19 protein-coding genes are annotated in these 26114 nt (G+C 65.2%); 7 read left to right on the forward strand and 12 right to left on the reverse strand.

Features of this window, described 5'->3' with window-relative positions; all coding sequences use genetic code 11:
* Positions 1 to 25 precede the first annotated feature (25 nt).
* On the forward strand, positions 26 to 913 hold the full coding sequence (locus AB3X96_RS32525; protein ID WP_368592873.1) for a class I SAM-dependent methyltransferase: 888 nt from the start codon (positions 26 to 28) through the stop codon (positions 911 to 913).
* Here the strand turns inward: AB3X96_RS32525 and AB3X96_RS32530 are convergent.
* From AB3X96_RS32530 to AB3X96_RS32580, 11 genes are read right to left on the reverse strand one after another with little or no spacing between them, the layout of a single operon-like run.
* The gene (locus AB3X96_RS32530; RefSeq protein WP_368592874.1) at positions 850 to 2403 is read right to left on the reverse strand and encodes an efflux transporter outer membrane subunit; all 1554 of its coding nucleotides are present in this window, start codon (positions 2401 to 2403) and stop codon (positions 850 to 852) included. The genes AB3X96_RS32525 and AB3X96_RS32530 overlap by 64 nt on opposite strands.
* A gap of 2 nt (positions 2404 to 2405) precedes the next feature.
* Positions 2406 to 5651: an efflux RND transporter permease subunit gene (locus tag AB3X96_RS32535; protein WP_368592875.1), complete on the reverse strand. Its 3246-nt coding sequence runs from the start codon at positions 5649 to 5651 to the stop codon at positions 2406 to 2408.
* Positions 5648 to 6754 (reverse strand): efflux RND transporter periplasmic adaptor subunit, encoded by a 1107-nt coding sequence (locus tag AB3X96_RS32540; protein ID WP_368592905.1) that lies wholly within the window; start codon positions 6752 to 6754, stop codon positions 5648 to 5650. The genes AB3X96_RS32535 and AB3X96_RS32540 overlap by 4 nt, the downstream gene beginning before the upstream one ends.
* Positions 6755 to 6756: 2 nt before the next feature.
* Positions 6757 to 8427 (reverse strand): fatty acyl-AMP ligase, encoded by a 1671-nt coding sequence (locus tag AB3X96_RS32545; protein ID WP_368592876.1) that lies wholly within the window; start codon positions 8425 to 8427, stop codon positions 6757 to 6759.
* A 16-nt stretch (positions 8428 to 8443) separates the two neighbouring features.
* Positions 8444 to 9448, reverse strand: a complete 1005-nt coding sequence (locus AB3X96_RS32550; RefSeq protein WP_368592877.1) for a fatty acid desaturase — start codon at positions 9446 to 9448, stop codon at positions 8444 to 8446.
* A gap of 54 nt (positions 9449 to 9502) precedes the next feature.
* Complete coding sequence (locus tag AB3X96_RS32555) at positions 9503 to 12280, reverse strand: phosphoenolpyruvate synthase (protein WP_368592878.1); 2778 nt, start codon at positions 12278 to 12280, stop codon at positions 9503 to 9505.
* Between the two features lie 15 nt (positions 12281 to 12295).
* Entirely contained in the window at positions 12296 to 13957 is a 1662-nt protein-coding gene (locus AB3X96_RS32560) for a nucleotidyltransferase domain-containing protein (RefSeq protein ID WP_368592879.1), read from the reverse strand.
* 18 nt (positions 13958 to 13975) lie between these two features.
* Complete coding sequence (locus AB3X96_RS32565) at positions 13976 to 15058, reverse strand: SDR family oxidoreductase (RefSeq protein WP_368592880.1); 1083 nt, start codon at positions 15056 to 15058, stop codon at positions 13976 to 13978.
* A gap of 26 nt (positions 15059 to 15084) precedes the next feature.
* A complete protein-coding gene (locus AB3X96_RS32570) occupies positions 15085 to 16002 on the reverse strand; it encodes a hypothetical protein (protein ID WP_368592881.1) in 918 nt (305 codons plus the stop codon).
* Positions 15999 to 16328, reverse strand: a complete 330-nt coding sequence (locus AB3X96_RS32575) for a phosphopantetheine-binding protein (RefSeq protein ID WP_368592882.1) — start codon at positions 16326 to 16328, stop codon at positions 15999 to 16001. Before AB3X96_RS32575 ends, AB3X96_RS32570 begins: the two co-directional genes overlap by 4 nt.
* A gap of 17 nt (positions 16329 to 16345) precedes the next feature.
* Positions 16346 to 17116, reverse strand: coding sequence for a Coq4 family protein (locus AB3X96_RS32580; RefSeq protein ID WP_368592883.1), 771 nt, complete (start codon positions 17114 to 17116; stop codon positions 16346 to 16348).
* 525 nt (positions 17117 to 17641) lie between these two features.
* On the opposite strand from AB3X96_RS32580, the gene AB3X96_RS32585 reads away from it, so the two are divergent.
* From AB3X96_RS32585 to AB3X96_RS32600, 4 genes are all read left to right on the forward strand, one after another.
* Positions 17642 to 18751 carry a hypothetical protein gene (locus AB3X96_RS32585; protein ID WP_176383361.1) on the forward strand — a complete coding sequence of 370 codons (1110 nt, stop codon included), beginning with the start codon at positions 17642 to 17644 and terminating at the stop codon, positions 18749 to 18751.
* Between the two features lie 71 nt (positions 18752 to 18822).
* Positions 18823 to 20355: a radical SAM protein gene (locus AB3X96_RS32590; RefSeq protein ID WP_368592884.1), complete on the forward strand. Its 1533-nt coding sequence runs from the start codon at positions 18823 to 18825 to the stop codon at positions 20353 to 20355.
* Positions 20356 to 20422: 67 nt separating this feature from the next.
* Entirely contained in the window at positions 20423 to 21850 is a 1428-nt protein-coding gene (locus AB3X96_RS32595) for a tryptophanase (protein WP_368592885.1), read from the forward strand.
* 9 nt (positions 21851 to 21859) lie between these two features.
* Complete coding sequence (locus tag AB3X96_RS32600; protein ID WP_368592886.1) at positions 21860 to 22612, forward strand: dTMP kinase; 753 nt, start codon at positions 21860 to 21862, stop codon at positions 22610 to 22612.
* A gap of 106 nt (positions 22613 to 22718) precedes the next feature.
* Here the strand turns inward: AB3X96_RS32600 and AB3X96_RS32605 are convergent, their stop codons facing one another.
* Entirely contained in the window at positions 22719 to 23192 is a 474-nt protein-coding gene (locus tag AB3X96_RS32605) for an Lrp/AsnC family transcriptional regulator (protein WP_368592887.1), read from the reverse strand.
* A gap of 287 nt (positions 23193 to 23479) precedes the next feature.
* On the opposite strand from AB3X96_RS32605, the gene hppD reads away from it, so the two are divergent.
* Both hppD and AB3X96_RS32615 read left to right on the forward strand, forming a co-directional pair.
* Positions 23480 to 24553, forward strand: a complete 1074-nt coding sequence (gene hppD, locus AB3X96_RS32610) for a 4-hydroxyphenylpyruvate dioxygenase (protein ID WP_368592888.1) — start codon at positions 23480 to 23482, stop codon at positions 24551 to 24553.
* Positions 24554 to 24726: 173 nt separating this feature from the next.
* Positions 24727 to 26112: an amino acid permease gene (locus AB3X96_RS32615; protein WP_368592906.1), complete on the forward strand. Its 1386-nt coding sequence runs from the start codon at positions 24727 to 24729 to the stop codon at positions 26110 to 26112.
* Positions 26113 to 26114: the final 2 nt, after the last annotated feature.

Raw genomic sequence — 26114 nt, forward strand, 5'->3', positions numbered from 1 at the left:
AGTTACCCCGGTTGCCCGCGTGATCATGCGACGCCTGCATCTGCTCGAAATCGAAGACCAGCCGTGGTGCCCACGGGCCCTCCGTGACGGCGGGACGGATTGGCTGCATTTTCTGGCCAATTCCCACAAGGGCTTCAACGTGATCGCGGGTAAGCTGCGCGAGGCGATGCGCCGGGTCGGCAGCGACCGGATCGTCGATCTGTGCTCGGGCGGCGGCGGGCCATGGCAGACGCTTGCACCGTTGCTCGCGCTGTCCGGCCGCGTGATGGTGCAGTTGACGGACTTCTATCCCAATCGCGCCGCGTACGAGCGGATTTCAGCCGGGTCGACCAACTGTGTCACCTATGTGAGCGAACCGGTGGACGCGATGAACGTGCCATCGAGATTCGACGGCGTGCGCACGATGTTCAACTCGTTCCACCATTTTCGGCCGGACGATGCGCGCGCGATCCTCGCCGACGCTGTGACGAAACGCCGCGCGATCGTCGTCGTCGAGGGTGCGGATCACCGGCTGCTCGGCATCGTGTTCATCCTGGTGATGCCGCTGATGATGCTCGCGCTGACCCCGCTGATCCGACCGTTTCGCTGGTCGCGGCTAGCGCTCACCTATGTGCTGCCGGCGATCCCGCTGCTGTGTCTGTTCGACGGCATCGTGTCGATGCTGCGCATCTACAACCCGGACGAATTGCGTGAGATGGTCGCGAGTATTCCGGATCAGCAGAGCTTCGATTGGGACATCGGCACGTTGCCGGTGCAGGGCTCGCCGCTCGGTCTGACTTATCTTGTCGGCGTTCCGCGGCAAGCCGCAGGCTTGAACGCAAGCGCGCGCCGTCGGCAGCGGCGCGCGGATCACTTGCCGGCCAGATGCTCGGGTGCCTGGGTGTTGCCCGGCGGCAACTCGCCCATCGCCTGAAACAGCGTCGCCGTATCGGCCAGGCGCCGGCCGATCAGGCGGATTTCTTCCAGCCTCGCTGCTTCGTACTGCTGCTCGCCGCCGCGAGCGGATGCCGCGGGCAGTGCGCCGAGCCGGTGGCGTGACGTGGCATCGTCGAACGTCTCGCGTGCGTCGCGGGCGGCGCCGCTCGCGGCTTCGAGCGCCTGCGCGTCGTGCTCGAGCGACGCAAGCGTGTCGGCGACGTTCTCGAACGCGGCCAGCACGGTCTGCTTGTACTCGAACACGGCGGCCTCGTAGGTGTCGATTGCCGCGCGCCGCTGCGCGACGAGCGCGCCGCCATGAAACAGCGCTTGCGACATCGTCGCGGCGATGCTCCAGATCGCGCCGGCGCCCGACAGCGCGAGCGGCCAGCTGAACCCGCCTTGTCCCATCGAGGCGTTCAGCGTCAGGCTCGGAAAGAGTTGTGCGGTGGCGACGCCGACATCGTTCGCGGCGGCTTTCAGCGCCGCCTCGGCGGCCGCGATATCGGGCCTTGAGCGCAACAGGTCCGATGGCAGCACGACGGGCAGGTCTTGCGGCAAATGCAGGCTCGCCAGATCGGGCTCGGGCGGCGCCGCGTCGGGCGTGCGGCCGAGCAGCACCGCAAGCGCGTGTCGGGTCACGGTCAGCCGTTGCCGCAGATCGGCCACGCTGACCTGGAGCGCGGCGATGCTTTGCCGCGCATTCGACACGTCGCCGCGCGTGAGCGACCCGAGCTGGTAATGCCGTTCGGTATCGTGGGCCTGATCGCCCGCCAGCACGATCAGGCGCTCGGTCGCATCGATCTCGGCGCGCAGCATCGCCGCCTCGATCGTCGCCGTGACGATGTTGGTGGCCAGCGCGCGGCGCGCGGCTTCGCGTTGATACGCATCGATGTCGACCCGCGCGGAGCGCGCCGCGTTGGCCTTGCGCACCGCGCCGAACAGGTCGAACGTGTATTGCGCCTGGACCACGCCGATGAACTCGTTGTAAAGCAGCGTATTCGGCGCGCCGGGAACCGGAATGCCGAGATCGCGCCCGCGCGAGGCCTGCGCGACCAGATCGACCGACGGCAGCAGCGTGGCGCCGATCTGCGCGCGCAGTTGTTCGTGCGCGGCGGCCAGGTGCTTGTCGGCGGCGGCGAGCGTCGGGCTGTTGCGCAGGCCTTCTTCGACGAGGTCGTTCAATGTCGTCGAGCCGAACAGCCGCCACCATTGCGGCACCGGCTGCGCGCCGGTGGTGAAGCGCTGTGCGACACCGACCGCCTCGACCGTTTGCGCGGGCTGCGGCTCGGCGCCGTAATGGGCGGGCGAGGGCATCGCCGGCGGCTCGCCGCCAGGACCGAACGAGCATGCGCCAAGCGCGATCGTCGCGGCCGCGCCGAACGCCGCGCACCAGCGATGGCTCGCCACGGCCCGCGCTCGACGCGGCGCGAAAGTGAAATGCGGCGCGCTCGCCGGCCCGTCGATAGCGTTGCAGTCTGTGCGCACGATCAGCTCCACGTGTATTCGATTGTCGAGGACGCGGTTCGCACACCGCGTTCGAAGTGCCGCACCTTGAACGCGGTTGCGTAGAGCGCGGGAACGAAGAACAGCGTCAGCACGGTGGCGCCGGTGATGCCGCCCATCAGTGCGGTCGCCATCGGTCCGAAGAAGGCCGATTGCAGCAGCGGGATCAGCGCGAGCACGGCGGCCGCGGCGGTCAGCATGATCGGGCGGAAGCGCCGGACCGTGGCGCTTACGATCGCATCGAAGCGCCCCTGGCCCGCGGCGATATTGCGTTCGATCTGATCGACGAGAATCACCGAGTTGCGCATGATGATTCCGGACATCGCAATCACGCCGAGCATCGCGACGAAGCCGAACGGCTTGCCGAACAGCAGCAGTGCGGCGACCACGCCGATCAGCCCCAGCGGCGCGGTGAGCACGACCATCAGCACGCGCGCGAAGCTGCGCAGTTGAATCATCAGCAGCGTCAGCACCACCACGAGCATCAGCGGCAGCTGCGCGATCACCGACGCCTGCGCCTTGCCGCTGATCTCGCCCGCGCCGCCGGTCTCGATCCGGTAGCCGATCGGCAGCGACGCGCGCAGCGGCGCAAGCGTCCGATCGATCGCCTGGGTCACGTCGAGGTCCAGCGCGTTGCCGCGCACCTCGGCTTGGACCGTGATCGTCGGTTGACGGTCGCGGTCCCAGATCACCCCGTATTCGAGTTCGTTGTGCAGGTGCGCGAGCGTGCCGAGCGGAACCGGGCCGTTCGGCGTCGGCATCGCGAGGTTGACGATCTCGGCGGGATCGACCCGCTCACGCTGGGGCGCGCGCAGGTCGACGCTGATCAACCGGTCGCGCACCCGGTACTGCGTGAACGTATAGCCCGATAGCGTCATCGCGAGGAAGCTCGCCACGTCTTCCGACGTGACACCGAGCTCGCGCGCCTTCTGCTGGTCGATCTCGAAGCGCACCGAGCGTTCGCCGGGTTCGTCCCAATCGAAATGCACGCCCGTCGTGCGGGCATCGGCCTTCATCGTCGCCGCGACTTTTTCCGCGATTTCCCGCACGGTGGCGAGGTCGTTTCCGCTGACGCGAAACTGCACCGGATAGCCGACCGAGGGTCCCGTCTGCAGTGGCGAAACGCGCGCACGTACGGCGGGAAAGCTGTTTTGCAGCGTGCTCGCGAGCCAGCGTTCGAGCTTTTCGCGGTCGTCGACGGACCTGGCGGTGATCACGAGCTGCGCGAAGTTCGGCTGGGGCATCTGGACGTCGAGCGGCAGATAGAAGCGCGGCGCGCCCGTGCCGACGAAATCGACCAGATGATCGATCTCGGGCCGGCCGGCTAGCGTCTTTTCGAGGCGCGCGGCTTCGCGCAGCGTCGCTTCGAACGACGCGCCTTCGGGCAGCCGCAGGTCGACGAGCAGTTCGGGCCGCTCGGAGCTCGGGAAGAACTGTTGCGGCACGAGCGCGAAGCCGGCCAACGCGACGACGAACAGCGCAGCCGTGATGCCAATCACGACGAGGCGGCGCTTCACGCACCACGCGATGCAGTCGCGCAGGCGGTCATGAAAGCGGGGCGCGCGCGGCGCCGCCAGCGGGGCGCGGCGCGTCTGCGCGTCGTCGCGCCGGCGCAGCTTGCGAAGCGCGCGCCGGGGCGGTGTCTCGCGCGCGATGTCCTTGCGTTCGGGCAGCAGGTGATAGCCGAGCAACGGAATCAGCACGACCGCCGCGAACCACGAAGCAACCAGCGCAATCGCGGATACCTGAAAGATCGAGCGCGTGTATTCGCCAGTGGCCGATTTCGCCAGCGCGATCGGCAGGAATCCCGCCACCGTGACCAGGGTTCCCGTCAGCATCGGAAACGCGGTGCTGCTGTAGGCGAACGCCGCGGCCCTCGCGCGGCCCCATCCCTGTTCGAGCTTCACTGCCATCATCTCGACCGCGATGATCGCATCGTCGACGAGCAGCCCCAGTGCGAGGACCAGCGTGCCGAGCGAGATCTTGTGCAGGCCGATATCGAACCCATTCATGCATAGCGCGGTGACCGCGAGCACGACCGGGATCGAGATCGCCACCACCACGCCGGCGCGCCAGCCCAATGAGATGAGGCTCACGGCCAGCACGATCACGATCGCTTCGGCGGCGGCGCGCAGAAAGCCGTTGACCGAGTGCGAGACCGCGTGCGGCATGCTCGACACCTGGACGAGTTCGAGCCCCGCGGGCAGACGCGCGCGCAATTCGGCCGTCTTCGCGTCGAGCAGCTTGCCGAGCTGAATCACATCGCCGCCAGTCTGCATCGTGATGCCGATGGCGAGCACCGGGCGGCCGTTGGTGCGAACCTGCGAGACCGGCGGATCGTCGTAGCCGCGCTTGATCGTCGCAATGTCGCCAAGACGAACGAGGCGGTGATTGATGTCGATCAGCGTGTCGCTCATCGCCGTCAGGTCGGTGAACTGGCCGCTCGGACGCACGAACACGCGATCGAACACGGTGGTGAGCGTGCCGCTCGGCGTAACCGCGTTTTGCGCGTTGATCGCCCGCGCGAGCTGTTGCGGCGTGATGCTGAGCCGCGTCAATTGCGCGTTGGGAATCTCGATCGTGATGTGCTCGTCGGGGTCGCCGAAATAATCGACTTTCGCGACACCGGGCACACGGAGCAGCACGCCGCGCAGTTCGTCCGCATAGTCGTGCAGTTGGGCCGGCGAGAAGCCGTCGCCGGCTAGCGTATAGATGTTCGTGTAGACGTCGCCGAATTCGTCGTCGAAGTACGGCCCGCGCACGCCGGGCGGCAGCGTATCCGCGATGTCGCCGATTTTCTTGCGCACCTCGTACCACGTGTCGCGCACCTCGCGCACCGGCGCGGAGTCTTTCATCGTGAAGACGATCAGCGATTCGCCGGGACGCGAGTAACTGCGCAGATAGTCGAGATGCGGCGTCTCCTGCAGCTTGCGGCCGATCCGGTCGGTCACCTGCTCCTCGACCTGGCGCGCGGTCGCGCCGGGCCAGAAGGTGCGGATCACCATCGCGCGGAACGTGAACGGCGGGTCCTCGGATTGACCGAGCCGGGAATAGGCGAGCACGCCGAACAGCGTCGCGAGCACGACGGCGAAAAAGACGAGCGCCTGGTTGCGGATCGCCCACGCGGACAGATTGAAGCGGCCGGTGTCGTCCGCTGCTGGCCGCCGCGGTCCACCCGGTTCACCGGGGCCGCCCGCTCCGTCGGGCCCCTGGCCAAACAGCGCTCTCATGATGCGAAGTCCTCGGGATGCAACGGCGCGACCGCGCGCACGGTTTCGCCGGCGCTGACTGTGTGCACGCCTTGCAGCACGACGCGCTCGCCATCGGTGAGGCCTCGCGCGACGGAGATCGTGCGGTCGTCATAGCGGCCCACCTGGACCCGGCGCAGTTCCAGCGCCTCGTCGCCGGGCCGCACGACCCAGACGGCCGGCGCGTTGCCGTCGTGAAAGAGCGCGCTGGCGGGCAGCGTGATCGGGTCGTCCGCTTGCGCCTCGCCGGACGCGTCGGCGAAGGTGATGGTGGCCGTCATGCCGAGGCGGACTTCGGGGTCTGGCGCATCGAGCGTCAGTTTCGCGCGATAGGTGCGGCTGCCGGGGTCTGCTGCCGGCGACAGCTCCCGGACGTGCGCGGTGAAGCGTCGGTCCGTGACGGCCGGCAGCGATACCCTAGCCGCGCTGCCGACCGCCAGCGCGTTCAGCAGGCTCTCGGGCACGTCGCAGAGGATATCGACCTCGCCGGACCACGCGAGGTGGTAGACCGGCTGTCCCGCCGCGACGTTCTGCCCGGTATCGGCGTCTTCGGCGGTGACGACGCCGGCATGGTCCGCGGTGAGTACCGTGTATTGGGTCTGATTCTTCAGCAGCGCGAACTGCTGTACCGCCTGATCGCGCTGCGCGGCGGCCGCCACATACGCATCCTGGGTCTGCTCCAGCTGCGCCGTCGAGATCAGCTGTTCCTGCGCCTGCGCCCGGTCGCGATCGAGTTGCTGCTCGGCGAAGGTGAGCCGATGCTGCGCCGCCATCAATTGGGCCTGCGCGCTCGCGAGGCTGCGCTGCGCGTCGTCGGCATCGAGCCGCGCGATCACCTGGCCGGCCGTGACCGTATCGCCGAGCCGCACCTTCCGCTCGACCAGCTTGCCGGCGATGCGAAACGACAGCGGCGTCGCATAGCGTGCGTTGACTTCGCCCGGTAGCGTCGCGAGCACGGGCTTGCTGTCCCGATGCACGACCACGGCGATGACCGGGCGCGGCAGCGTCACCTCGGTTTCTTCCGCGTGACAGGCGGCGAGCGCGAGCGCGCCCGACACCGTCAGCATGATCTCGCGCCAGCGCATGCTCACGAGTGTTCCTCCAGCTCGCCGGCTTCGAACTGCGCCTTGGTCCGGCGGCGCTGCACCTTGCCGCTCGAAGTCCGCGGCAAGCTGCCCGCCTGCACGATCGCGACGTGACCGACCTGCAGGCCCGCGCATTCGGCGACCTTCTGCGCGATCGCACGGCGCAGCGCCGTGGCCTCCGCGGGCTTGCCCTCGGCGCAGACGACCAGCGTCTCCTCGCCGTCGCGCATCACGCTGAACGCGATCACGCCGCGGCTTTGCACGCTCGGCAACTCGGCCACCGCCCATTCGATGTCCTGCGGATAGAGGTTCGAGCCGTGAATCACGATCAGGTCCTTGCTGCGGCCGCAGATATAAAGCTGGTCGCCCGCGACGTAGCCGAGATCGCCGGTCTGCAGCCAGCCGTCGCGGTACGCATCGGCGCTCGCTTCGGTGAGGCCGTAATAGCCCACGGTGATGCTGGGCCCGCGCGTGACGATCTCGCCGACGCAGCGTTCGGGCAACGCCCGCCCGGATTCGTCGACGATCCGCAACTCGTGTCCGGGAAAGCAATGGCCGCAGCCGACCAGTTCGATCGTGCGCAAGCTGGTATCACGCGCGGCCGGTATCGCTCGACCGAGCCCGAGCGGAGCCGCATAGACGACGTCGGTGACGATCGGCTGGCCGTGGTCGTGAAACGTGATCGCGAGCGTTGCTTCGGCCATCCCGTAGCACGGCAGCAGCGCTTCGGCGCGAAAACCGGCCGGCTCGAAGCGCGCGGAGAACTGGCGCAGCGCTTCTGCGTTGATCGGCTCGGCACCGCAGCCGGCCACGCGCAGCCGACTCAGGTCGAGGCCCTCGAGGTCCTGGTCGCGGGTGCGGCGCGCGGCGAGCGCGTACGCGAAGTTCGGCGCGAAGCTGATCGTGCCGCGGTACTTCGCGATCGCCTCCATCCAGAGACCAGGCCGGCGCACGAATGCTTCGGTTGCTAGCAGCACGCTCGGCAAGTCGCAGATCAGCGCGCCCAGCACGCTGATGAGTCCCATGTCGTGGTGCAGCGGCAGCCAGCTCACATAGACGTCCTGCTCGTGCAGATCGATGCCGCGCGGTCCGAGGAACGCTGTCGCATTCGCGATCAGATTGCGATGCGTGACCATCACGCCTTTCGGCAGCGACGTGCTGCCCGACGTGTATTGCAGAAAGCACAGGTCATCGGGATGCAGCGTGGGTAAATCGCAGGCGGGCGGCTCGCCGTCGAGCAGCGCTTCGACGCTCACGATGCATTCGAGGCCGGTGTCGGCGGCCAGCACGTCCTCGATAGTCTCGCGTGTCGAGTTCGACGTCAGCAGCATCCGCGCGCCTGCCGAGCGCACGATGTGACTGACGGTTTCGGCGTAACGTGCGCGGGTTCTGAAGTTCAGGCTTCCGCGCGGAAAGATCGGGACGGGCACCAGGCCGGCGAACGACGCGCCGAGGAAACTCAGGATGAACGCTTCCGGGTCGAGGATCACGAGCGCGATACGGTCGCCCTTGTTCAGGCCGAGTGCCACGAGCTTTTGCGCACGCTTGCGTGCCTCGCGCTCGAGCGCCTCATACGGATAATAGTGCTCGTCGCCGTGCGAGGAGACAAAACGAAGGCCTCGAGCGTCGCCGCGCGGCAGCGCTGAAACGGCATCGACTAGCGTCAGGTTCATGGTGACGGCTCCCCGCTTACTTGGTCGAGATTCCGTGATCGAGCGAAGCAGCGGGCGACCAGTCGCGGATCGGCTGCAGACGGCGACGCAAGAGCGCGATCACCTCGTCGTCGCTGCGCACCGGCGCGCCCGGCAAGCGCACGAAATGCCTGGCGAGCTTGCGGTGCTGATGCGTGACGAGCAGCAGCCAGATCTGCGCGATGTCGATTCGATCGAACACGACCGCATCCTCCTGACCGTACTTCTCGAGATTCGCGGCGAACTCCTTCGTGAGCTCGCTGAAGTGCGTGCCTTTGCGGACGTGGTGGTAGATGTGATAACCGGCGTTGAAGACGCGCGCATTGAAACGCGAGTCGATCGTATTGGTGCTGCTCGTGTACGGGTTGTCTGGATGATCGGGGTCGATGAACGCGTGCTGGACCCAGTTGCCGATCATCATCATCAGCCGCACGAATACGAACGGAAACACGAACACGACGAGCGTCGCCCGCAGGTTCCAATATGCGGCGGCGGCAATCGCTGCGTAGAATGCGATTTCACCGACCAGCAGTTGCCGCATCAGCTTCGTATTGCGCGAGCGCCACAGATAGACGCTGAGCTCGACTGGCACCAGCGCGGCGAAGCGCAGGTAGTAATGCAGAAAGCCGATGACGCTATCGCGCTGAAACCGCATCGTCGAACTCAGGTCGCGTGGCAGGTTGTCGTCGATGTGATGCATGCCCATGTGATGGACATAGAACGTGCCCGGCGTCTGGCCGAAGAACGGGCACAGCACCCAGTCGAGCAGGATTTCGAGCGCGCGGTACTGCTTCCTGAAGAGGCGCCGATGCAGCGTGCAGTGGTAACTCATCGTGAAGCGGTCGCCGAACATATTCCAGACGAGCACATAGGCCACGCCCGCCCACCAGGGAAAGTGGCCGAGCCAATACAGCATGGCTGCGGCGGGGATGAATATCAGCGCGCACTCGATGTAGAGCCACAGATGCGGCAGGTCGCGACGATCGTTGAGCAGGCGGTACATGGCAGTTTCCTTCAGGGGCGGTTGCAGTGGTCAGTCAGGAAGTAGGGATTCGTTTCAGGTCGGCTCGGGCAGTTCGATCACGCCGCTATGGCCATCGACCTTGAGTTGCATTCCCGACTGCACGCGCGTGGTGAGGCCCGGAATCTGCACGACGGTCGGGATGCCGATTTCGCGTGCGACGATCGCGGCATGGGTCAGCGGACTGCCGCGCTCGATCAGCAGGCCGGTCGCCGACGCGAATACCGGGACCCAGCCGGGGTCGGTCCGATAGGTGACGAGGATGCCGCCGTCGAATTCGTTCGCTTCGCGCACGACCTTCGCGCGCCCTTCGGCGAAGCCCGGCGAGCAGGGCGTGCCGCGCAGCGTCGCGCCGGCCGCATGGGCGGGCGCCGCGTGCAGCGCGGCGAGGTTCGCCGGCTTGCTGAGCCAGGCCGCTACGGGGCCATGCGTGACGAAGCGTGGCGGCAGGTCATCCATCGCGCGATAGCTCGCGTCGTCGCGCTTGCGCTGCTCGATGAGCGGGCGCAGTTCGCGGTGGGACACGGTGCCTTCGAAGCAGCCGCGAATTTCGTCGAGACGCAGATGGAAGATGTCGCGGCCTGTGGCCAGCACGCCGTCGGCGGCGAGACCCTCGCCGATCGCGCGGAACATCCGGCGCGCGACCCCGAACGCGCGCGAACGGCAAAAGCGCACGGTCTCACGCGCCCGGATCGCGGCGCGCACGCGGCCGCGCGCGCGGGCAAAAATCCAGCGCTGCCGTGGATTAAGCCGCTCACGCAACAACGCGTCGATGCGCGTTTCGGTGGCGCTGCGATCGATTGTCGCGGCGCCATGCGCGAGCGAGGCCTTCAACATATCGAACAGCACGCCCGGGTCTTCGCGCAGATCGGGTTCTTCGAGCTTCAGCTCGTTGTTGCTGCGGTACGCGAAGTCGGCGAGGTAGCGCTCGACGTCGGCGACGATCTCGGGCGCGCCGCATTCGCGCAGCGCCGCATACGCTTCGGCTGACGGCGTGTTGCGGATCAGCGCTTCGACCCGCGGCTTCGACCGCACGGCTTCCGCCAGCGCGGCCAGCCTGCGGACCGGCTCGATCGACTCGATGTCGTCCATGCCGCCGATCACCGCCACTTCGAGCCAGTCGGGCGCATCGGGAATCCACCGCTTGATCAGGCGCCGGAGCACGCCGTAACTGAGACCGATCGCCGATTCGAGCACGATCATCATGCCCCAGCGTGCCAGCAGCGCCCGCTCGAAGCGGCAGTAGTGCGCATAGACGGCATCGGCGGGAAGCGAGCGATAGTCGAGCGCGTTGAACTCGTCGTAGACCGGATAGAAGAACGCGCGGAAGCGCTCCACGTTGCGCTCCAGCCGCGCGAAGTGCCACGCGAACTTCGTGCCGCTCACGGCGCGGATGCACGCGAGCCCAGCGCGCGAGCCGGCCTTGTACGGCGCGATCAGCTCGGCGAAGCTCGCCAGATCGAGCGGCTCGTCGACGCCCATCTGGACTTCCATCATCTTGCGTCCGAGGTCCTGGAACGGCGCGAGCCCGGACAGCTTGTACCAGTGCAGCAGGTTGTAGTACACGCGCCCGTTCAGGAACGCGAGCGTCGAGCCGAGGAAGCCGTCCATCTCGCGCCGCTGCTTGTGCGGAATCGCGAGCAGCCGGCAGAACTCGCGGAACACCTGCGCATAGACGTGCTGCGCGAAGGTGAAGGTCAGTTGCGTGGTCACGCCGGGATAGTTCTCGACGATGTTGGAGTTGTCCCACAGCTGGAATTCGCCGGTCCGCGATGCGGCCGGTGCGACCGGCGTGGTCACCGGGCGCGCCTGCAGAATCCACAACTGGTGCTCCGCGATACACCATTCGATGTCGAGCGGCTCGCCGAACCTGCTTTCGAGCGTGCGGGCCGCTGCCACGACGCGCTCGATCTCGTCGTTGGAAAGGGCCGCAGCATCGCGCAGCGCGGCCGGCACCTCGCGGATGTGGCGGCCGTCATGACGCTCGCGTTTTTCACCGATCACCACCTGCTTGTGCTGCCCGGTGTGGCGGTCCACGGTGATCGTGTCAGCGTCGACCGCGCCCGACACGAGTCCTTCGCCGAGCCCGTAGACGGCGCTCAGCACCAGCTCGTCGCGGTTGCCGTTGGCGGGGTTGATCGTGAACACGACGCCGCTCGTGTCCGCCTGAACGAGGCGCTGCAGGATCACGGCCATGCCGGCGCCGGCCATGTCGAGTCCGTGCTGATGCCGGTAGCGCAGCGAGCGCTCGGAATACGCGGAGGCCCAGCACCGGCGCACGTGTTCGAGTGTCGAGTCGAGCCCGCGTACATCGAGGAACGTGTCGAACTGGCCTGCGAACGAGAAGCTCGCGCTGTCTTCTTCGACACCTGACGAACGCACCGCGAGCGGTCCGTCTCCGATCGCTTCGTGCGCGCGTGCAATGTCGGCGCGCAACGCAGCGCTGATGTCGCACGTCAGCACGGCCTCGCAGATCCTGCTCGCGATCGCGGCGGCGTTGGCGGGCGTGAAGTCGCAGAGCAGCGTGGCGATGGTTTGATCGAGGCCGCCGTCGCGGCGGAACTCCGCAAAGCAGTCGGTGCCGAGGATCGCCCAGTGCGGCACCGCTACACCGAGGTTCGCCAGCCGATGGAGCGATCGTCCCTTGTTGCCGGCGAGCCGCTCGATGGCTTCGGCGGGACTTGCCGCGGTGAGGATCAAACGTGGCGATGCTGTTGGGCCGGCGCTGCTGCTTGCGTCGAAGCTCTCGTGCTGTGCGTAGCTCTTGCCCGCTTCGAATTCGCCGCATGCGCGCGCAATGGTGTCGAAATTCATTGAGGTCCCCGTTGCTCAGGTGCTCGACGAAGCGAGCAGGTCTCTTGCTTCCTCGGCGGTACCGCGCCCGCCGTGAGCGGTCTGCGGAAAGCGCGCGTGCAGATGCGCACCGAGGTTGATCCAGTCGTAGGCGGCGTGGATCGTGCCGCGCCAGCCCGACGCCGTATCGAAGCTCGCCGGAAACTGCGGGTCGCCGCCGAGGTTACGCAGACGCTGCGCGAGCTCATCGGCCAGCGCGACGTAACGCTCGGCATCCGGTGCCGATCCGATCGAGCACTGTTCGAGTTCGCGGATGCCGTCGATCAGCGCCGCATCGAGAGGCAGCAGCCGGATCGCGTCGAGCGTCGCTTCTTCCATCGTCGACTGCGGCGTCACGCCATGCGCGCCGAGCGTGACCATGCAGGCGGTTTGCATCATCCGTTGCAGCGCGTACTCGAGCACCTTCCATTGGCCGCGCCGCAGTGCGCCCTGGGCGTCCTCGCGCGCATTTTCGAGGCCGATGTTGGCCCAGACCATCTCGAGGCCCGCTTCGGCGAAGCGCCCGGCAGGCATCGGCAGCAACTGGGCACCGCTCGCGCGGCCGGCCGCGAGGCGTGCGCCGTCGATCGAGATCAACGGCGCACGGGACACCGGCGTCGAAGTCGCCTGCTGTCGTGCGTGGATTTCTCCGCTGCCCTTCCAGCGCAGGCTGACGAGACCCAGCCGGCTGAAGTCCGCGATCAGCGCGCGCTGCCGGCTCGCCGCCTGCGCGTCGCCACGGCTGGCGATGGCTGCGCATGGGGTGTCGAAGGTGATCGCACGCCAGGCCTGGGCGGCTTCGTCGTCGAGCGCAAAGACGTCGCTGCCTCGCAGCACATGGACCCGTTCGCCGATCTGCCAGGTCGTCGCGTCCTTGCCTGGGCCGATCAGCACGTTCTCCGCCACGAGGCTCACACCGCCGACGCCGAACTCGCGGAGCAGCGCGAGCCCCGCCGCGAGGAACGCGCTTTCGGCGCCATGCTCGCGCGGCGCGTGCAGCAGGTTCCACAGACGGCCGGCGAGACCCGCGTCGACAGCCGCGCGTTCGAGTTGCAGCGACAGCCATTTCGGGCTCATGTAGCACTCGCCGAGCCGCGCCACATGACTCTTCGCCGCATGAAACGCGGCGGTTCTGATCCAGGCGCGGGCGTAGTCGGGCTCGCCGAGCGCGAACATCGCGACCGCATAGCGGCCGGTCTGGCGCGCGAAATCCTCGAACCAAAGCGCCACCGCCTCGCAGAGCGCGTCGCGGCCAAGCTCCGCTTGCAGCGTTTCGATCAATGCCGGGTTGTCGATCGGCAGCGCGCCGATGAAGCGCTGGCACCGTTCGAGCAGATTCCACGACAGGCGCGCGACCGCGCGACGCCCTTTGCCGAGCGCTGCGCGAACCTGCGCGAGCTCGCGGCGCAGACGCGCCGGACTCAGCAACCTGACTTCGATGCGGCGGCCGTCGATGAACAGGATGTACGGCATCGTGGCCGGCTCCAGCCCGCTATCGACGATCGCGACGAAGTCGACATCGGAGCGCTCGTTGCCGAAACCTTCGGCGATCGAGCCTTCGAGAAAGACGGCGCTCGGTGCCCGCTGTTCGAACTGGGCGCTCAACGCGGTGCGCGCTTTTTGCCAAAGCTCGGCGAGCATCGGATCGGTCATCAACATGGTTAGGCTCCCTGAGCGTCAAGCCGTGCGCGGCACGAAGTAGCCCGCCGCGATCCCATAACGGAAGATCCTGCGCAGCAGCGTTTTGCCCGTCGCGCGAGGCAGGGCCGGCAGGATCGCGGCGGTCGCGTCGCGTGCGAAGCGCACCTGGCGCGTCAGGTACGACTCGTACAGCTTCACGACCTCGTCGTAGTAGCGCCGCTCGAGCGGCTTCATCGCGGCGGCGTCGAACACATGCCGCGGCACATAGCGAGGCACGTGAAACGACGGGAACTCCGCGCAGACGTCGTTGATTTCGCGCAGCGTGGTCGGCGCGCCCGAGGTCAGATGCAGCGTGCGTCCGCGCACCAGCGGGAACTTCACCAGTGCCTCGACGACGCAGTCGGCGACCCAGTCGATCGGCACGATGTTCAGCGTCGCGCCGTAGTCGCCGGGCATCGTGCGCACGAGTCCCGCGGCCGTCAGGCGCACGACGGTGTAGAGCGTGTCGAACTTGCGGATCACGCCGCTCGCCGAGTCGCCCACGATGATCGACGGGCGCAGCACCGCGGCCGGCAGACCGCTGCGCATCGCCGCTCGCACCGACTGTTCCGCGCGGTACTTGCTCTGCTCATACGGGTTGCCCAGCCGCTGGCCGAGGTCCAGATCGTCCTCGCTGAACACGCCGGGGCGCTCGCCGCAGACATAGGCGGTGCTCACGTAGAGCAGCGGAATCGGCGCGTCGTCGCGAGGTTGCGCGAACTCGACGATGCGCTCGGTGCCGCGAAAGTTGATCGCGTCGTAGACCTCGGGCTTGCGGCCGAAGCTGGTGAGCGCGGCACAGTGGACGATCGCGCCCGTCGTCGCGCGCAGCGCCTCGTAGGTGTGCGGGTCGAGCCCAAGGTGGGGTTCGGCGACGTCGCCCCGCACACATGCGAAGGTTCCGGCTGCAGGCGTGTGGCCGTCGTACGTGGTTGCCGCGAGCGGCGTGCCGTCGTTGCGGACAACCGGTCCTTCTGAGCGCAAGAATGCGACGACCGGGTAGCCCATTGCCGTGAGCCGGGCGATCACTTCGGCGCCCAACAGACCTCGCGCACCGGTGACGAGAACATGCTTATTCATCGTGGGTGACCATCCAGGGTTGCGTGTCATTTGAGGAGAATCTCGGCCAGCAGTCCGAGCTCGACGGCGACGATGAAGCGCGTGCCCGCCCAGCGTGGCCGGCCCGGCCTGCGCGCGGGGCCCGGCCAGCTCGCGTTGAGCCAGGCAAGCCATACGAGTGGCAGCGTCGCCGCATAGATCGAATAGGTTTGCGACAGGCCTGCGAGGCGCGACAGCGACACGTTGATGCCGAGCGCCAGCATCAGCAGGACATTCAGCGCGACGCGGATTTCGCGCGCCGACAGGTGATAGGGCTGCGGTGCGGTGGCGCCGACTTTGCGCGAGAACTTCCAGAATTCGTAGCCGGTCCACATCGAGCCCGCTACGCACATCACGACATAGAAGCTCAGTTCGCGGCCAGCCATGTCGCGCCACCAGAAATAGCCGTACATGAAGACCGCGAAGGGCGCCCCCTCGAATGCGGGAAAGCACAGCAGCGGGCGGCTCGGGAGCAGCCGCTTGAATACGAACGGCGCGGCGAAGGCGAGGGCGGTGGCGGCAGCGGCGGCCGTCCTCGCGTGCCCCACGCCGGTGTTCAGCGCAACGAGCAGCAGCGCGCTGGTCGCGAGGCTGGCGACGAGACGTGTGCGTCGTGCCTCGCGGCGCGCCAACTGCGCGTGCCCGGCGGGATAGTCGCGTTCGAGATCGTCGAGATCGTCGATCAAGCGAAGCTGAACGAACAGCAGGAGAAAGGACACGAGGCCGGCCAGCACACGCCAGCCCGGTTCAACGGCGACGCCGGCGATCCGTCCGTACAGCAGCAGCGAGCAGACGAACGCGCCGGCGATCGGCAGCGCCTCGGCGGCCAGCGGCAAGCCGCCGATCGTGCTGCCGAGCGCAGCTGCCGCGGCCGCAAGCCGGCCACGTCTTGCATGCGCGGTGGCCAGCGAAAGGCGCGGGCTCATGTGCGCATCCCCTCGTTGACGTCCACGCGGATGGCGGCGTGCCGGATGCACAGGTCCACGAGCGAGCCGACCGTGAAATACGTTTCGGCGTGTTCTTCGTTCAACGCTTCTAGCGGCAGACGCTCGATGCCGAACGCCTGCTCGACCGCGACCACCGCTTCGACGAGCGATAGCGAGTCGAGGCCGAGATCGGCGATCAGCGAACTCTCGAGGTGAATCTCTGCGTTGAAGTCGCGCTGATGCTCGCGGCAGACGCGCAGCAACTGCGTACGTACGATGCCGAATACGGTGTTGTGCAGCGACGCATTTTTCGATGTGCTGGCCATGCTGGGTTCCTTTCCGTTCACGCGTTGCTCGGCGCGGCGTAGCGCCACGGCAGAGTCTGGCCACCGGCCAGGATGCCCTGGGGATGCGCGAGCGCGACCGGCTCGATCGCCAGTTGCAGGCGGACGAGTGCGAGCGGTCGCTCCAACGCTTCTTCCCAGCGGTATGAGAGGGGAATGCGCGCGCGCTTGCCACGCAGCCAGGCGCGGTGCAGAAAACGATGGACCCAGAAGTTCGGCCACCACGGCGCGGTCAACGCGGTGCCGAGCAGACCGACGATGCGCGCGCGCATCGGTTCGAGGCCGCAGTCGAAGGCGAGAAGCGAGGTCTCGCCGGCCCAGTCCTGTCCATAGCCCGTCAACACGTGCAGCAGGTCATGAATGCAGCCGCTGCGCTCGATGAACCACTGACGGTCCGGGCCCGGGAGGATTTCTTCGAGACCGGCAGCCAGCCGGCTTGCTTGCAGCAGACCATCGGCGCTGTAGCCGCTGCGCTCCATCATCGCCATGTAGGCGCGGCCGAACGAGCCGGGCGGCAAGCGCAGCAGCGTGTCGGAATCAGCGAGCGTGTCGAGCAGCGACGGCTGCTCCGCCAGCAGCGCGCCGGCGCCCGGCTCGCTCAGAAAGCGCTGGTACATCGTCTCCATCTGACCGCCGTCGAGCGCGATCATCACTTCGTAGGCATGCTGAATATCGTCTACGTTCTCCCTCAACGCCTTGATCGCTCGCAACGCGCGCGGCCAATCGATGTGGCGTCGCGCCAGCGCGTCGTCCTTCAAAGTTGCTGTCATCTGCGGCTCCCGGCAAAGATCAAGAGGGCGGGTCACGAGTGGCGATCGACCGGTGCCACTTCTTGCGGACGCTTTTTGCAGGGTTCATGCCAGTCATCCGTTGGCACCACGCAAGTCGTCCTCATCCCCTGCAAGAACGGAACGAAGTGCCCAGATCTCAAAAGGCGGGGCGGGTATCGCGCGGATTGAAGCGGTGTCGGCGCATTGCCGACGCACGTTGGAGGAAAACCCCTCGCAGCTCTTGAATGTCGGTGCCGGGCCAACATCCGAAGGAGATCTGTTTGTTGCAGCTCGACTGCACGACGTCTGATACCGGCCCGGTTCACATGCCAACGTCCAAACATCTAAACGTTCGGATATATCGCCCGGCCTTTTGAAATCTGGCGGCCTGCTTGCGTCATTGCCTCTGACGGGGACTCACTTCGCGCAGCAAAAGAACGCCTGGCACGAACAGTGCACCAGGAGCGCGAACAACGGGTGGTGCCCTTTGGAATTCCTGGAACTCACGAGGACGGAGGTAGAGCAATGAATCAGGCCTGGAAGGCGAAAGCGGGGCAGTTCCTGCCGGGGGCGAATCTGACTGTGCTGCCGCACTGGGAGCGCGACGCGGTGCCGAGCTACGATCGTGCCGAAGTCTCGGTGCCAGGGCGCCTTCACTTCGCCGTATTCGACTTCATGCAAATGATGCCCGGCTTCGGCGGCGGCGGACTCGGCGTATCGACGAGCACGGTCGGACACCGGATCACCGTCACGAAGACGAACAACGGCGAAGGCGGCTGCGACGTGCCGAGCGGGCGGCACATGCTCGAGTTGTTCAAGCGAACGGTCGGCTACGCACGCGACGACATCCGTGTCGATCGGCTGCGCAGCATCCAGCATCAGCACAGCGGCTTCGGCTCGAATGTGTCGTTCAACACCGCGACGCTCGCCGGCTTGAACGCGTTGTTCGGCTCACCGTTTTCGCCGCACGACATGTGGGAAATGATCACCCGCAACTACGTCGAGACCGCGAAGGATGACGAGCACGTGTATTTCGGCCTCGAGACCGGCGTCGGTGAAGCGTGCCTGTTCTTCGGCGGGCTGGTCTGGGTCGACGAGAAACACGGCAACGGCCGTTTCCTCGGCAACCTGAGTTCGGAAAACCTGTGGGTGACCACCGCCGTTGGCAACTACGACACGCTATCGACCGAAGCGCTGCGTGCGCATGGCGAAGGCGCGGACATGTCCGGCACCACCGAGGCCGGTTTCGTGCCGACGCATTTCGTCGAGTGGCAGAAGCGCTATGGCACCGCGTGGCGCAACTTCATCGAACAGAAACTGCGGCCGGCGCTGCATCGTAACGACCTGTTCGCGTTTCTGAAGCACGGCTGGGAACTCAACAGCATGAGCAACATGAAGGTGCTCGAAGGCATCTTCCGGACCGACGTGATGCGTGAGTTCGACGAGACGATGCAACGCGAGGGCGCGGTGTACGCGGGGATGAGCAGCGCGGGTCCGGGCTTCTATGCGTTTTCCGACTGCGAGGAAAAGGCGAAGCACCTCTCGGCGGTGATGCTACATCGGTTCAGTGAATTCATGAGCGAGATGACGGTGGCCCGCGCGGGCCAGAAGATGTCGATCGACGTCGCCGTCTAGCCGCGCGTTTCTGCGACCCCTTGCGAGCCCTTGCGAACCCTCGCGAAACTTTCCACTGAGACGGATCGAACATGGCCAAGCGCGTCACCTTCGTCAACACGAACCAGATCAAGCCGGCGATTGCGCCGATTGCCTTCGACTATCTGTCGGCGCCGATGGAGCGTGCAGGGTTCGAGCTCAACTTGCTCGACCTGTGCTTCTCCGACGATTGCGAGGCGGCCATTGCCGAGCACTGCCACACCGCCGCGCCGGATTACTGGGGGGTGACGCTGCGAAATACCGACGACGTCTATTTCTCCAGCGGCTACAGCTTTCTCGAGCGCATCAGGGACATCGTCGCGATGCTTCGGCGTGCGCGCGCGGTCCCGATCGTGATGGGCGGCGCGGGCTACTCGGTGATGCCGGAAAAACTGCTTGCGTATCTCGACGCGGACTTCGGCATCGTTCGGGAAGGCGAATTCAGCTTTCCCGAACTGCTGACCTGCCTCGAAGAAGGCAGGAGTTTCACGCACATACCCGGCTTGGTCTACCGCGATACGGCCGGCGTGCAAGCTACGCCGCTCGCGCCCAACACATGCGGACCGTTGGCCAGCATAGGGCCTCACAAACGCGAGCTGGTGAACAACCCGCACTATTTCGCCAAAGGCGGCCAGATCGGCATCGAAACGAAACGCGGCTGCAATCGCTCCTGCATCTATTGCGTCGAGCCGCTGATCAAAGGCCGCTCGGTGCGCATGCGCGAACCCGATGACGTCGTCGCCGAGATGGCATCGCTCGAGGAGCGCGGGGTCAACGTCTTTCACATCAACGACTCGGAATTCAATCTGAGCGTCGCGCATCCGATGGCGCTGTGCGCGGCCATCATCCGGCACGGGCTCGCCGGAAAAATCCAGTGGTATGCGTACGGGATGCCGCGGCCGTTTCCCGACGAACTTGCGGCCGCGATGAAAGCGGCCGGTTGCGTCGGCATGAACTTCGGCGTCGATACCGCCAGCGAAACGATGCTGAAGATACTGCGCCGCACCTTCAGTGCTCCCGACATCGAACATGCGGTCAATACCGCGAAGCGCCACGGCCTCGAGCACATCATCGAACTGCTGTTCGGCGCACCCGGCGAGACGCAGGAGACCGCTCGCGAGACCATCGAGTTCATCAAGCGGGTCGATCCGGAGCGCGTTTCGGTCACGGTCGGGCTGAGGATTTTTCCGGGCACCGAGCTCGAGCAGATGATCCGCCGCGAAGGCCTCCATGCCGGGAATCCGAATCTGCACGGCCATATCGAAGGCAACGACGATCTGCTGCACCCGGTGTTTTATCTGCCGACCGCATTGGGCCCGGACCCGCAGCAGTTCATTGCCGATCTGATCGGCAATGACCGGCGGTTCTTCGGGACCAATGCGAGCCTGTTCAACTACAACGCGAACGACGCGTTGGTCGAAGCGATCGCGCAAGGCGAACGCGGCGCGTATTGGTCGATCCTGAACCGGATCGAGAAACGCTTCGAAGCGGCCCATCACGCGCGCGCTTGTCACCGCGCGTCCGCGGACGGCGGCGATCCGGACTGGACGCCGATCGAGATCGCGCCGATCGAGCAAAGCGCCTGACGCGGGATGTGATGCCCGAGCGGCCAGCCATCCGCTGGCCCGTGTACTTTCAACGCAGGAGGAGTGCATGCTTTTAGAAAACAGCCAGCCTGAGCCGTACAGGATCAAGATGGTCGAGCCGATCAGGCTGATCGACCGCGAGCAACGGCAGGCGCGGCTTGCCGCTGCCGGGTACAACGTGTTTCGCCTCGAAGCCGACGACGTCTATATCGATCTGATGACGGACAGCGGCACCTCCGCGATGAGCGCGAACCAGTGGGCGGGCATCATGACCGGCGACGAGTCGTATGCCGGCTCCCGCAGCTTTACTAAGCTGACGCAGGCGGTGCGGGACATGCTCGGCTTCGAATACGTATTGCCGACTCACCAGGGACGGCCGGCCGAGCACTTCCTGTTCCGGACCCTCGTGCGCCCGGGCCAGGTGGTGCCGTTCAACGCGCCGTTCGATTCGACCGAGGCGCACGTATCGATTGCCGGCGGGACCGCGATATCGTGCGTCGCCGAAATCGGCTACCAACCCTCTGTCGAGCATCCGTTCAAGGGCGACGTGGATGTGCAGAAACTGCGCAACGTGATCGAGAGCGAAGGACGCGACAACGTTCCGCTAATCATGGTCTCGCTGACGAACAACGCGGGCGGCGGACAGCCGGTATCGATGGCGAACCTGCGCGCGGTGAAAGCGTTGGCCGATGAGTTTGCGATTCCCGTGTACTTCGACGCGGCGCGCTGCGCGGAGAATGCTTATTTCATCCAGCAGCGCGAGAGCGGCTATGCGAACCGGTCGGTGGCGGAAATTCTACAGGAGCAGTTTTCCTACGCCGACGGCTGCACGTTCAGTTGCAAAAAGGATGCGCTGGTCAACATCGGCGGCTTGCTCGCGACACGGTCGCGCGCGCTCTACGAGCAGGTCGTGCCGCTGCTCGTGCTGCACGAAGGCTTCGTCACCTACGGAGGGATGGCAGGCCGCGATCTCGAAGCGCTCGCGATCGGTCTGCGCGAGATGGTCGACGACAGATACCTGCAACACCGCGTGGGTCAGGTCGAACGGCTAGGGGACACACTGCTTGCCGGCGGCGTTCCGATCCTGAGGCCGACCGGTGGACACGCGGTGTATGTCGATGCGGCCGCCTTCCTGCCGCACGTGCCGCGCTCGGAGTTCCCAGCGGAGGCGCTGGCTTCCGAGCTTTACCTGGAGGGCGGCGTGCGCGCCGTCGGTCTGGGCTCGTTGGCGTTCCTGAAAGAAGATCCATCGACGGGCGCGGTCAGCGCCCCGAGGCTGGAACTGCTGAGGCTCGCCATTCCTCGCCGCGTCTACACCGATAGCCACCTCGCGGCGGTTGCGGCGGCATTGATCCGGGTCTACCAGCGACGCGACGCGATCCGCGGTATGCGGATCGTCTCGGCGCCGCCGATGCTCAAGCACTTCACCGCGGTGCTCGCACCGATCGAGGCCCGTGACGAGGTGCTTGCGGAGTGTCGCGAAGTGATGGTCTGAGGTGATTTCATGTCGAATGCCGTGTTCGAAGCGCTCGAGCTCAAACCGCATGCTTATCCCGGCGTGCTGGTCACATTGTGCGGCGTGGATGGGGCCGGGAAGTCCTCACTGATGAAAAAGCTCGAAAGCGCGTGTACGCGTGCAGGGCTCAATTGCGTGACGACGTTTACGCCGACCAGTCGCATCCGCAAAGATGCGGTGTTCCGGGATATGGTCGACAGCCACTGGCATACCTCCAAAGCGAGCTCGGAGCCCGACGCAAGCGTACGTCGCGTCGACATGCTGGGCATTCTGCTGTCCATCATGGGCGACCTCGTCCAGCATCTGACCGACACGGTCATACCGGCACTGGAACGCGGCGACGTAGTCTTTTGCGACCGCTACGTGTTCACCTCTCAGGCCGAGATCGGCACGCGTTCCGATCCGGCTGAGACTGCGCCGGTGCTCCGCAGCATCGCTGGCCATGTGCTGCGTCCCGACGTCGCCTTTGGTCTGAACGTTTCCGGCGCGACTTCACACCGCCGCGTGCGCTCAAGGAACGACGTGAACGACCAGCCGCCGCCGATGAGTTTTCTGACGCGTCAGGTGGCGGCCTATCGCGCCGTGTTCGACGTCAATGGCGTCGTCGCGCTGGATGGGGAGCGGAGTATCGACCAGACGTACCGCGCGGCACTCAGTCATATCGCGGCTATCGAACGGGTTGCGGGGCGGTTGGGCCCTATCGCGGCGGAACACGCTGCACGAATCCTGGCGGCATGCTGAGGCTTCGACCTGCGCCGACACGCCGCATTCTGGCGTCGAGGTGTGCGACAAAATGCACGTCGACACGTTTTGGTGAGCATGTCAGTACGGTCTCCGAGTCGATTCACTAGGCCGCCAACGGGACAGCGCCCGTACATTTGATTTCATCGAGGCAAACGCTGGACTTGACCCCGCTCACGCCCGGAATACGCATCAGCGTATCCAGTAGAAACTCCGACAGCGCTTTCAGGTCGTGCGCGACGACTTTGAGCATGTAATCGATATCACCCGTTACGACGAAGCATTCCTGAACCTGGGTGAGTTCCGAGATCATTCGCTTGAACTTCGACAGGTCGCGCACATGGCCTCGCTCCATCGTCACCTGAATGAAAGCCACTACGCCGAAGCCCAGCAACTGCGCGTCGAGCCGCGTCTCGTAGTACTTGATCACGCCCATTTCCTCGAGCCGGCGATGACGCCTCAGCGTTTGCGCGGGCGAAAGCTTGATCGCCTCCGCCAACTCGAGATTGGAGATACGCCCTTGCGACTGAAGAATCTCCAGCAAACGCACGTCGATTCGGTCGATGTCGATTGTATGCACTCTTATTTCCTCATTTCGCGGTGAAATGAAATGTTAATGCACAAATCAGGGTTTGTCTGCGTCCGCTACGAAATCCTATTGCATCGATAAAAAATTAAACTGATTCCAGATGTTGCTGCGACGCGAGCGTGTGTGCTGGGAGGGTGGTCAGATGAGCAGGTGGCTCGAGGGCCTTTCCCTGCGTGACGAATGGGGAAATTTTCTTGCATTTTTCCAACATGCCTCCGCGTCAGTCAGTGCCCGTCGATCGCCACCAATCATTCATCCTCCGCTGAACCTGAGAAATCATGGCCGACCTGTTTGACAATCCAATGCAACTGATGGGCTTCGAATTCGTTGAATTTGCCTCGCCCGTACCCAATGTCCTCGAACCGCTGTTCGAGCAGATGGGCTTCACACTGGTGGCTCGCCACCGTTCGAAAGACGTGCTGCTTTACCGCCAGGGCGAAATCAACTTCATCGTCAATCGTGAGCGCAATAGTCAGGCCGCTTACTTTGCCGCCGAACATGGCCCGAGTGCTTGCGGCATGGCGTTTCGCGTGAAGGATTCGCACAAGGCCTACGCCCGCGCGCTGTCGCTGGGCGCTCAGCCGATCGAAATCGCAACCGGTCCAATGGAGTTGCGATTGCCGGCAATCAAAGGCATTGGCGGCGCGCCGCTTTATCTGATCGACCGCTTCGAAGACGGCAAGTCGATCTACGACATCGATTTCGAGTTCATCGAAGGTGTCGAGCGCCGGCCGGCCGGTCATGGCTTGCGCCTCGTCGATCATCTGACGCACAACGTTTATCGCGGCCGCATGACGTATTGGGCCAACTTCTACGAGACGCTGTTCAACTTCCGGGAGCTACGCTACTTCGACATCGAGGGCGAATACACGGGGCTCACGTCGAAGGCGATGACGGCGCCGGACGGCAAGATCCGCATTCCATTGAACGAGGAGTCCGGCAAGGGGAGCGGCCAGATCGAAGAATTCCTGATGGCCTTCAACGGCGAGGGCATTCAACACATCGCCTTCCTGACCGACGATCTGATCGCGGTGATCGACAACCTGCAGATGGCTGGCGTGCCGCTGATGACCGGGCCGAACAGCTACTACTACGATGCGCTCGAAACGCGCCTGCCAGGCCACGGTCAACCGGTTGGCGAATTGCAGTCGCGCGGCATTCTTCTCGATGGAACGACGGCGGATGGATCGCCGCGCCTGTTGCTGCAGATTTTTTCCAAACCGCTGCTTGGCCCCGTCTTTTTCGAATTCATCCAGCGCAAGGGCGATGAAGGTTTCGGGGAAGGCAATTTCAAGGCTCTGTTCGAGTCGCTCGAACGCGATCAGATCGAGCGGGGCACGCTGAAAGTTTGACGCGCATGCAACCCCTTCATCGCCGCTTCAACCATACCTATCCCAGCAAGACACGGCACCGGCGTCACAAGCGTCGGCTGTGAGGCCTCGGCATATTTCGCCTGCTCTGACCCGAGCAGGCGAAAAAAGCGAAGCGTGGCGTCCAGAACCAACCGCAGGACACAGGAGACAACATCGTGGCACACCAGGAACAGGGCACGCTAAAGCGCGGCCTGAAGAATCGTCACATTCAGTTGATCGCGCTAGGAGGCGCAATCGGCACGGGCCTGTTTCTCGGCATCGCGCAGACCATCAAGACGGCAGGGCCGTCCGTGTTGCTTGGGTACGCGATCGCGGGCATCGTCGCTTTCTTTATCATGCGGCAACTCGGCGAAATGGTCGTCGACGAACCCGTCGCAGGTTCTTTCAGTTACTTCGCAGGAAAGTACTGCGGGCAATTCTCTGGCTTTGTTTCCGGGTGGAATTACTGGGTGCTGTACGTGCTCGTGTCCATGGCGGAACTGTCGGCCGTTGGCATCTACATGCAGTATTGGTGGCCAGGACTGCCAACGTGGGTCTCCGCACTCGTGTGCTTCGGCGTGATCAACGCGATCAACCTCACGAGCGTGAAGTCATACGGCGAACTCGAATTCTGGTTCTCGATCGTCAAGGTCGCGGCGATCGTTGGCATGATCGGCTTCGGCGGCTATCTGCTGATTTCGGGCCATGCGGGTCCTGAGGCGGGTGTGGCCAATCTGTGGCGCCACGGCGGCTTCTTCCCGAACGGCGTGTCGGGTCTCGTGATGGCGATGGCCGTCATCATGTTCTCGTTCGGTGGACTGGAGCTCGTCGGCATTACGGCCGCCGAGGCCGAAGATCCTTCGCACACGATTCCGCGCGCGACCAACCAGGTGATCTACCGGATCCTGATTTTCTACGTCGGCGCACTCGGCGTGCTGCTGTCGCTGTATCCGTGGGAAAAAGTCGTCGCGGGCGGTAGTCCGTTCGTGCTGATCTTTCACGCGATGAATAGCAACTTCGTCGCCAACGTGCTCAATGCGGTGGTGCTCACCGCCGCGCTGTCGGTGTACAACAGCGGTGTCTATTGCAACAGCCGCATGCTTTACGGCCTCGCAGGCCAGGGCAATGCGCCGCGCGCTCTGCTGAAGGTCAACGCGCGCGGGATTCCGCTCGTCGCGCTGGGTGTGTCCGCCGTGGCGACGGCCGCCTGCGTGGTAATCAACTATCTGATGCCGGGCAAGGCATTCGAGCTGCTGATGGGGCTCGTCGTCTCGGCGCTGATCATCAACTGGGCAATGATCAGCATCATTCATTTGCGTTTCCGCGCTGCGAAAGCGCGCGCCGGTGAGACGACCCTATTCCGCAGCCTCGGTTATCCGCTTACCAACTATCTTTGCCTGATCTTCCTTGCCGGCATTCTGGTCGTGATGTGGCTGATACCGGATCTGCGCATGTCGGTCTATCTGATCCCCGTTTGGCTCGTTGCGCTGGGCGTCGGCTATCGCATGCGCAACAGGCGGGCGGGCGCCTCGGTTGGCGTTGGCGTGCCGACGCGCTAGGC

Source organism: Paraburkholderia sp. BR13439 (assembly GCF_040948805.1).
Classification (GTDB): Bacteria; Pseudomonadota; Gammaproteobacteria; order Burkholderiales; family Burkholderiaceae; genus Paraburkholderia; species Paraburkholderia youngii.

Bases quoted from the DNA above. Each gene is read 5' to 3' on its own strand.
- AB3X96_RS32600 (WP_368592886.1), top strand. From the start codon at position 21,860: ATGTCGAATGCCGTGTTCGAAGCGCTCGAGCTCAAACCGCATGCTTAT.
- AB3X96_RS32550 (WP_368592877.1), bottom strand. From the start codon at position 9,448: ATGTACCGCCTGCTCAACGATCGTCGCGACCTGCCGCATCTGTGGCTC.
- AB3X96_RS32545 (WP_368592876.1), bottom strand. From the start codon at position 8,427: ATGAACCTGACGCTAGTCGATGCCGTTTCAGCGCTGCCGCGCGGCGAC.
- AB3X96_RS32590 (WP_368592884.1), top strand. From the start codon at position 18,823: ATGGCCAAGCGCGTCACCTTCGTCAACACGAACCAGATCAAGCCGGCG.
- AB3X96_RS32535 (WP_368592875.1), bottom strand. From the start codon at position 5,651: ATGAGAGCGCTGTTTGGCCAGGGGCCCGACGGAGCGGGCGGCCCCGGT.
- AB3X96_RS32555 (WP_368592878.1), bottom strand. From the start codon at position 12,280: ATGAATTTCGACACCATTGCGCGCGCATGCGGCGAATTCGAAGCGGGC.
- hppD (WP_368592888.1), top strand. From the start codon at position 23,480: ATGGCCGACCTGTTTGACAATCCAATGCAACTGATGGGCTTCGAATTC.
- AB3X96_RS32540 (WP_368592905.1), bottom strand. From the start codon at position 6,754: ATGCGCTGGCGCGAGATCATGCTGACGGTGTCGGGCGCGCTCGCGCTC.
- AB3X96_RS32565 (WP_368592880.1), bottom strand. From the start codon at position 15,058: ATGAATAAGCATGTTCTCGTCACCGGTGCGCGAGGTCTGTTGGGCGCC.
- AB3X96_RS32585 (WP_176383361.1), top strand. From the start codon at position 17,642: ATGAATCAGGCCTGGAAGGCGAAAGCGGGGCAGTTCCTGCCGGGGGCG.
- AB3X96_RS32595 (WP_368592885.1), top strand. From the start codon at position 20,423: ATGCTTTTAGAAAACAGCCAGCCTGAGCCGTACAGGATCAAGATGGTC.
- AB3X96_RS32570 (WP_368592881.1), bottom strand. From the start codon at position 16,002: ATGAGCCCGCGCCTTTCGCTGGCCACCGCGCATGCAAGACGTGGCCGG.
- AB3X96_RS32560 (WP_368592879.1), bottom strand. From the start codon at position 13,957: ATGTTGATGACCGATCCGATGCTCGCCGAGCTTTGGCAAAAAGCGCGC.
- AB3X96_RS32525 (WP_368592873.1), top strand. From the start codon at position 26: ATGCGACGCCTGCATCTGCTCGAAATCGAAGACCAGCCGTGGTGCCCA.
- AB3X96_RS32580 (WP_368592883.1), bottom strand. From the start codon at position 17,116: ATGACAGCAACTTTGAAGGACGACGCGCTGGCGCGACGCCACATCGAT.
- AB3X96_RS32575 (WP_368592882.1), bottom strand. From the start codon at position 16,328: ATGGCCAGCACATCGAAAAATGCGTCGCTGCACAACACCGTATTCGGC.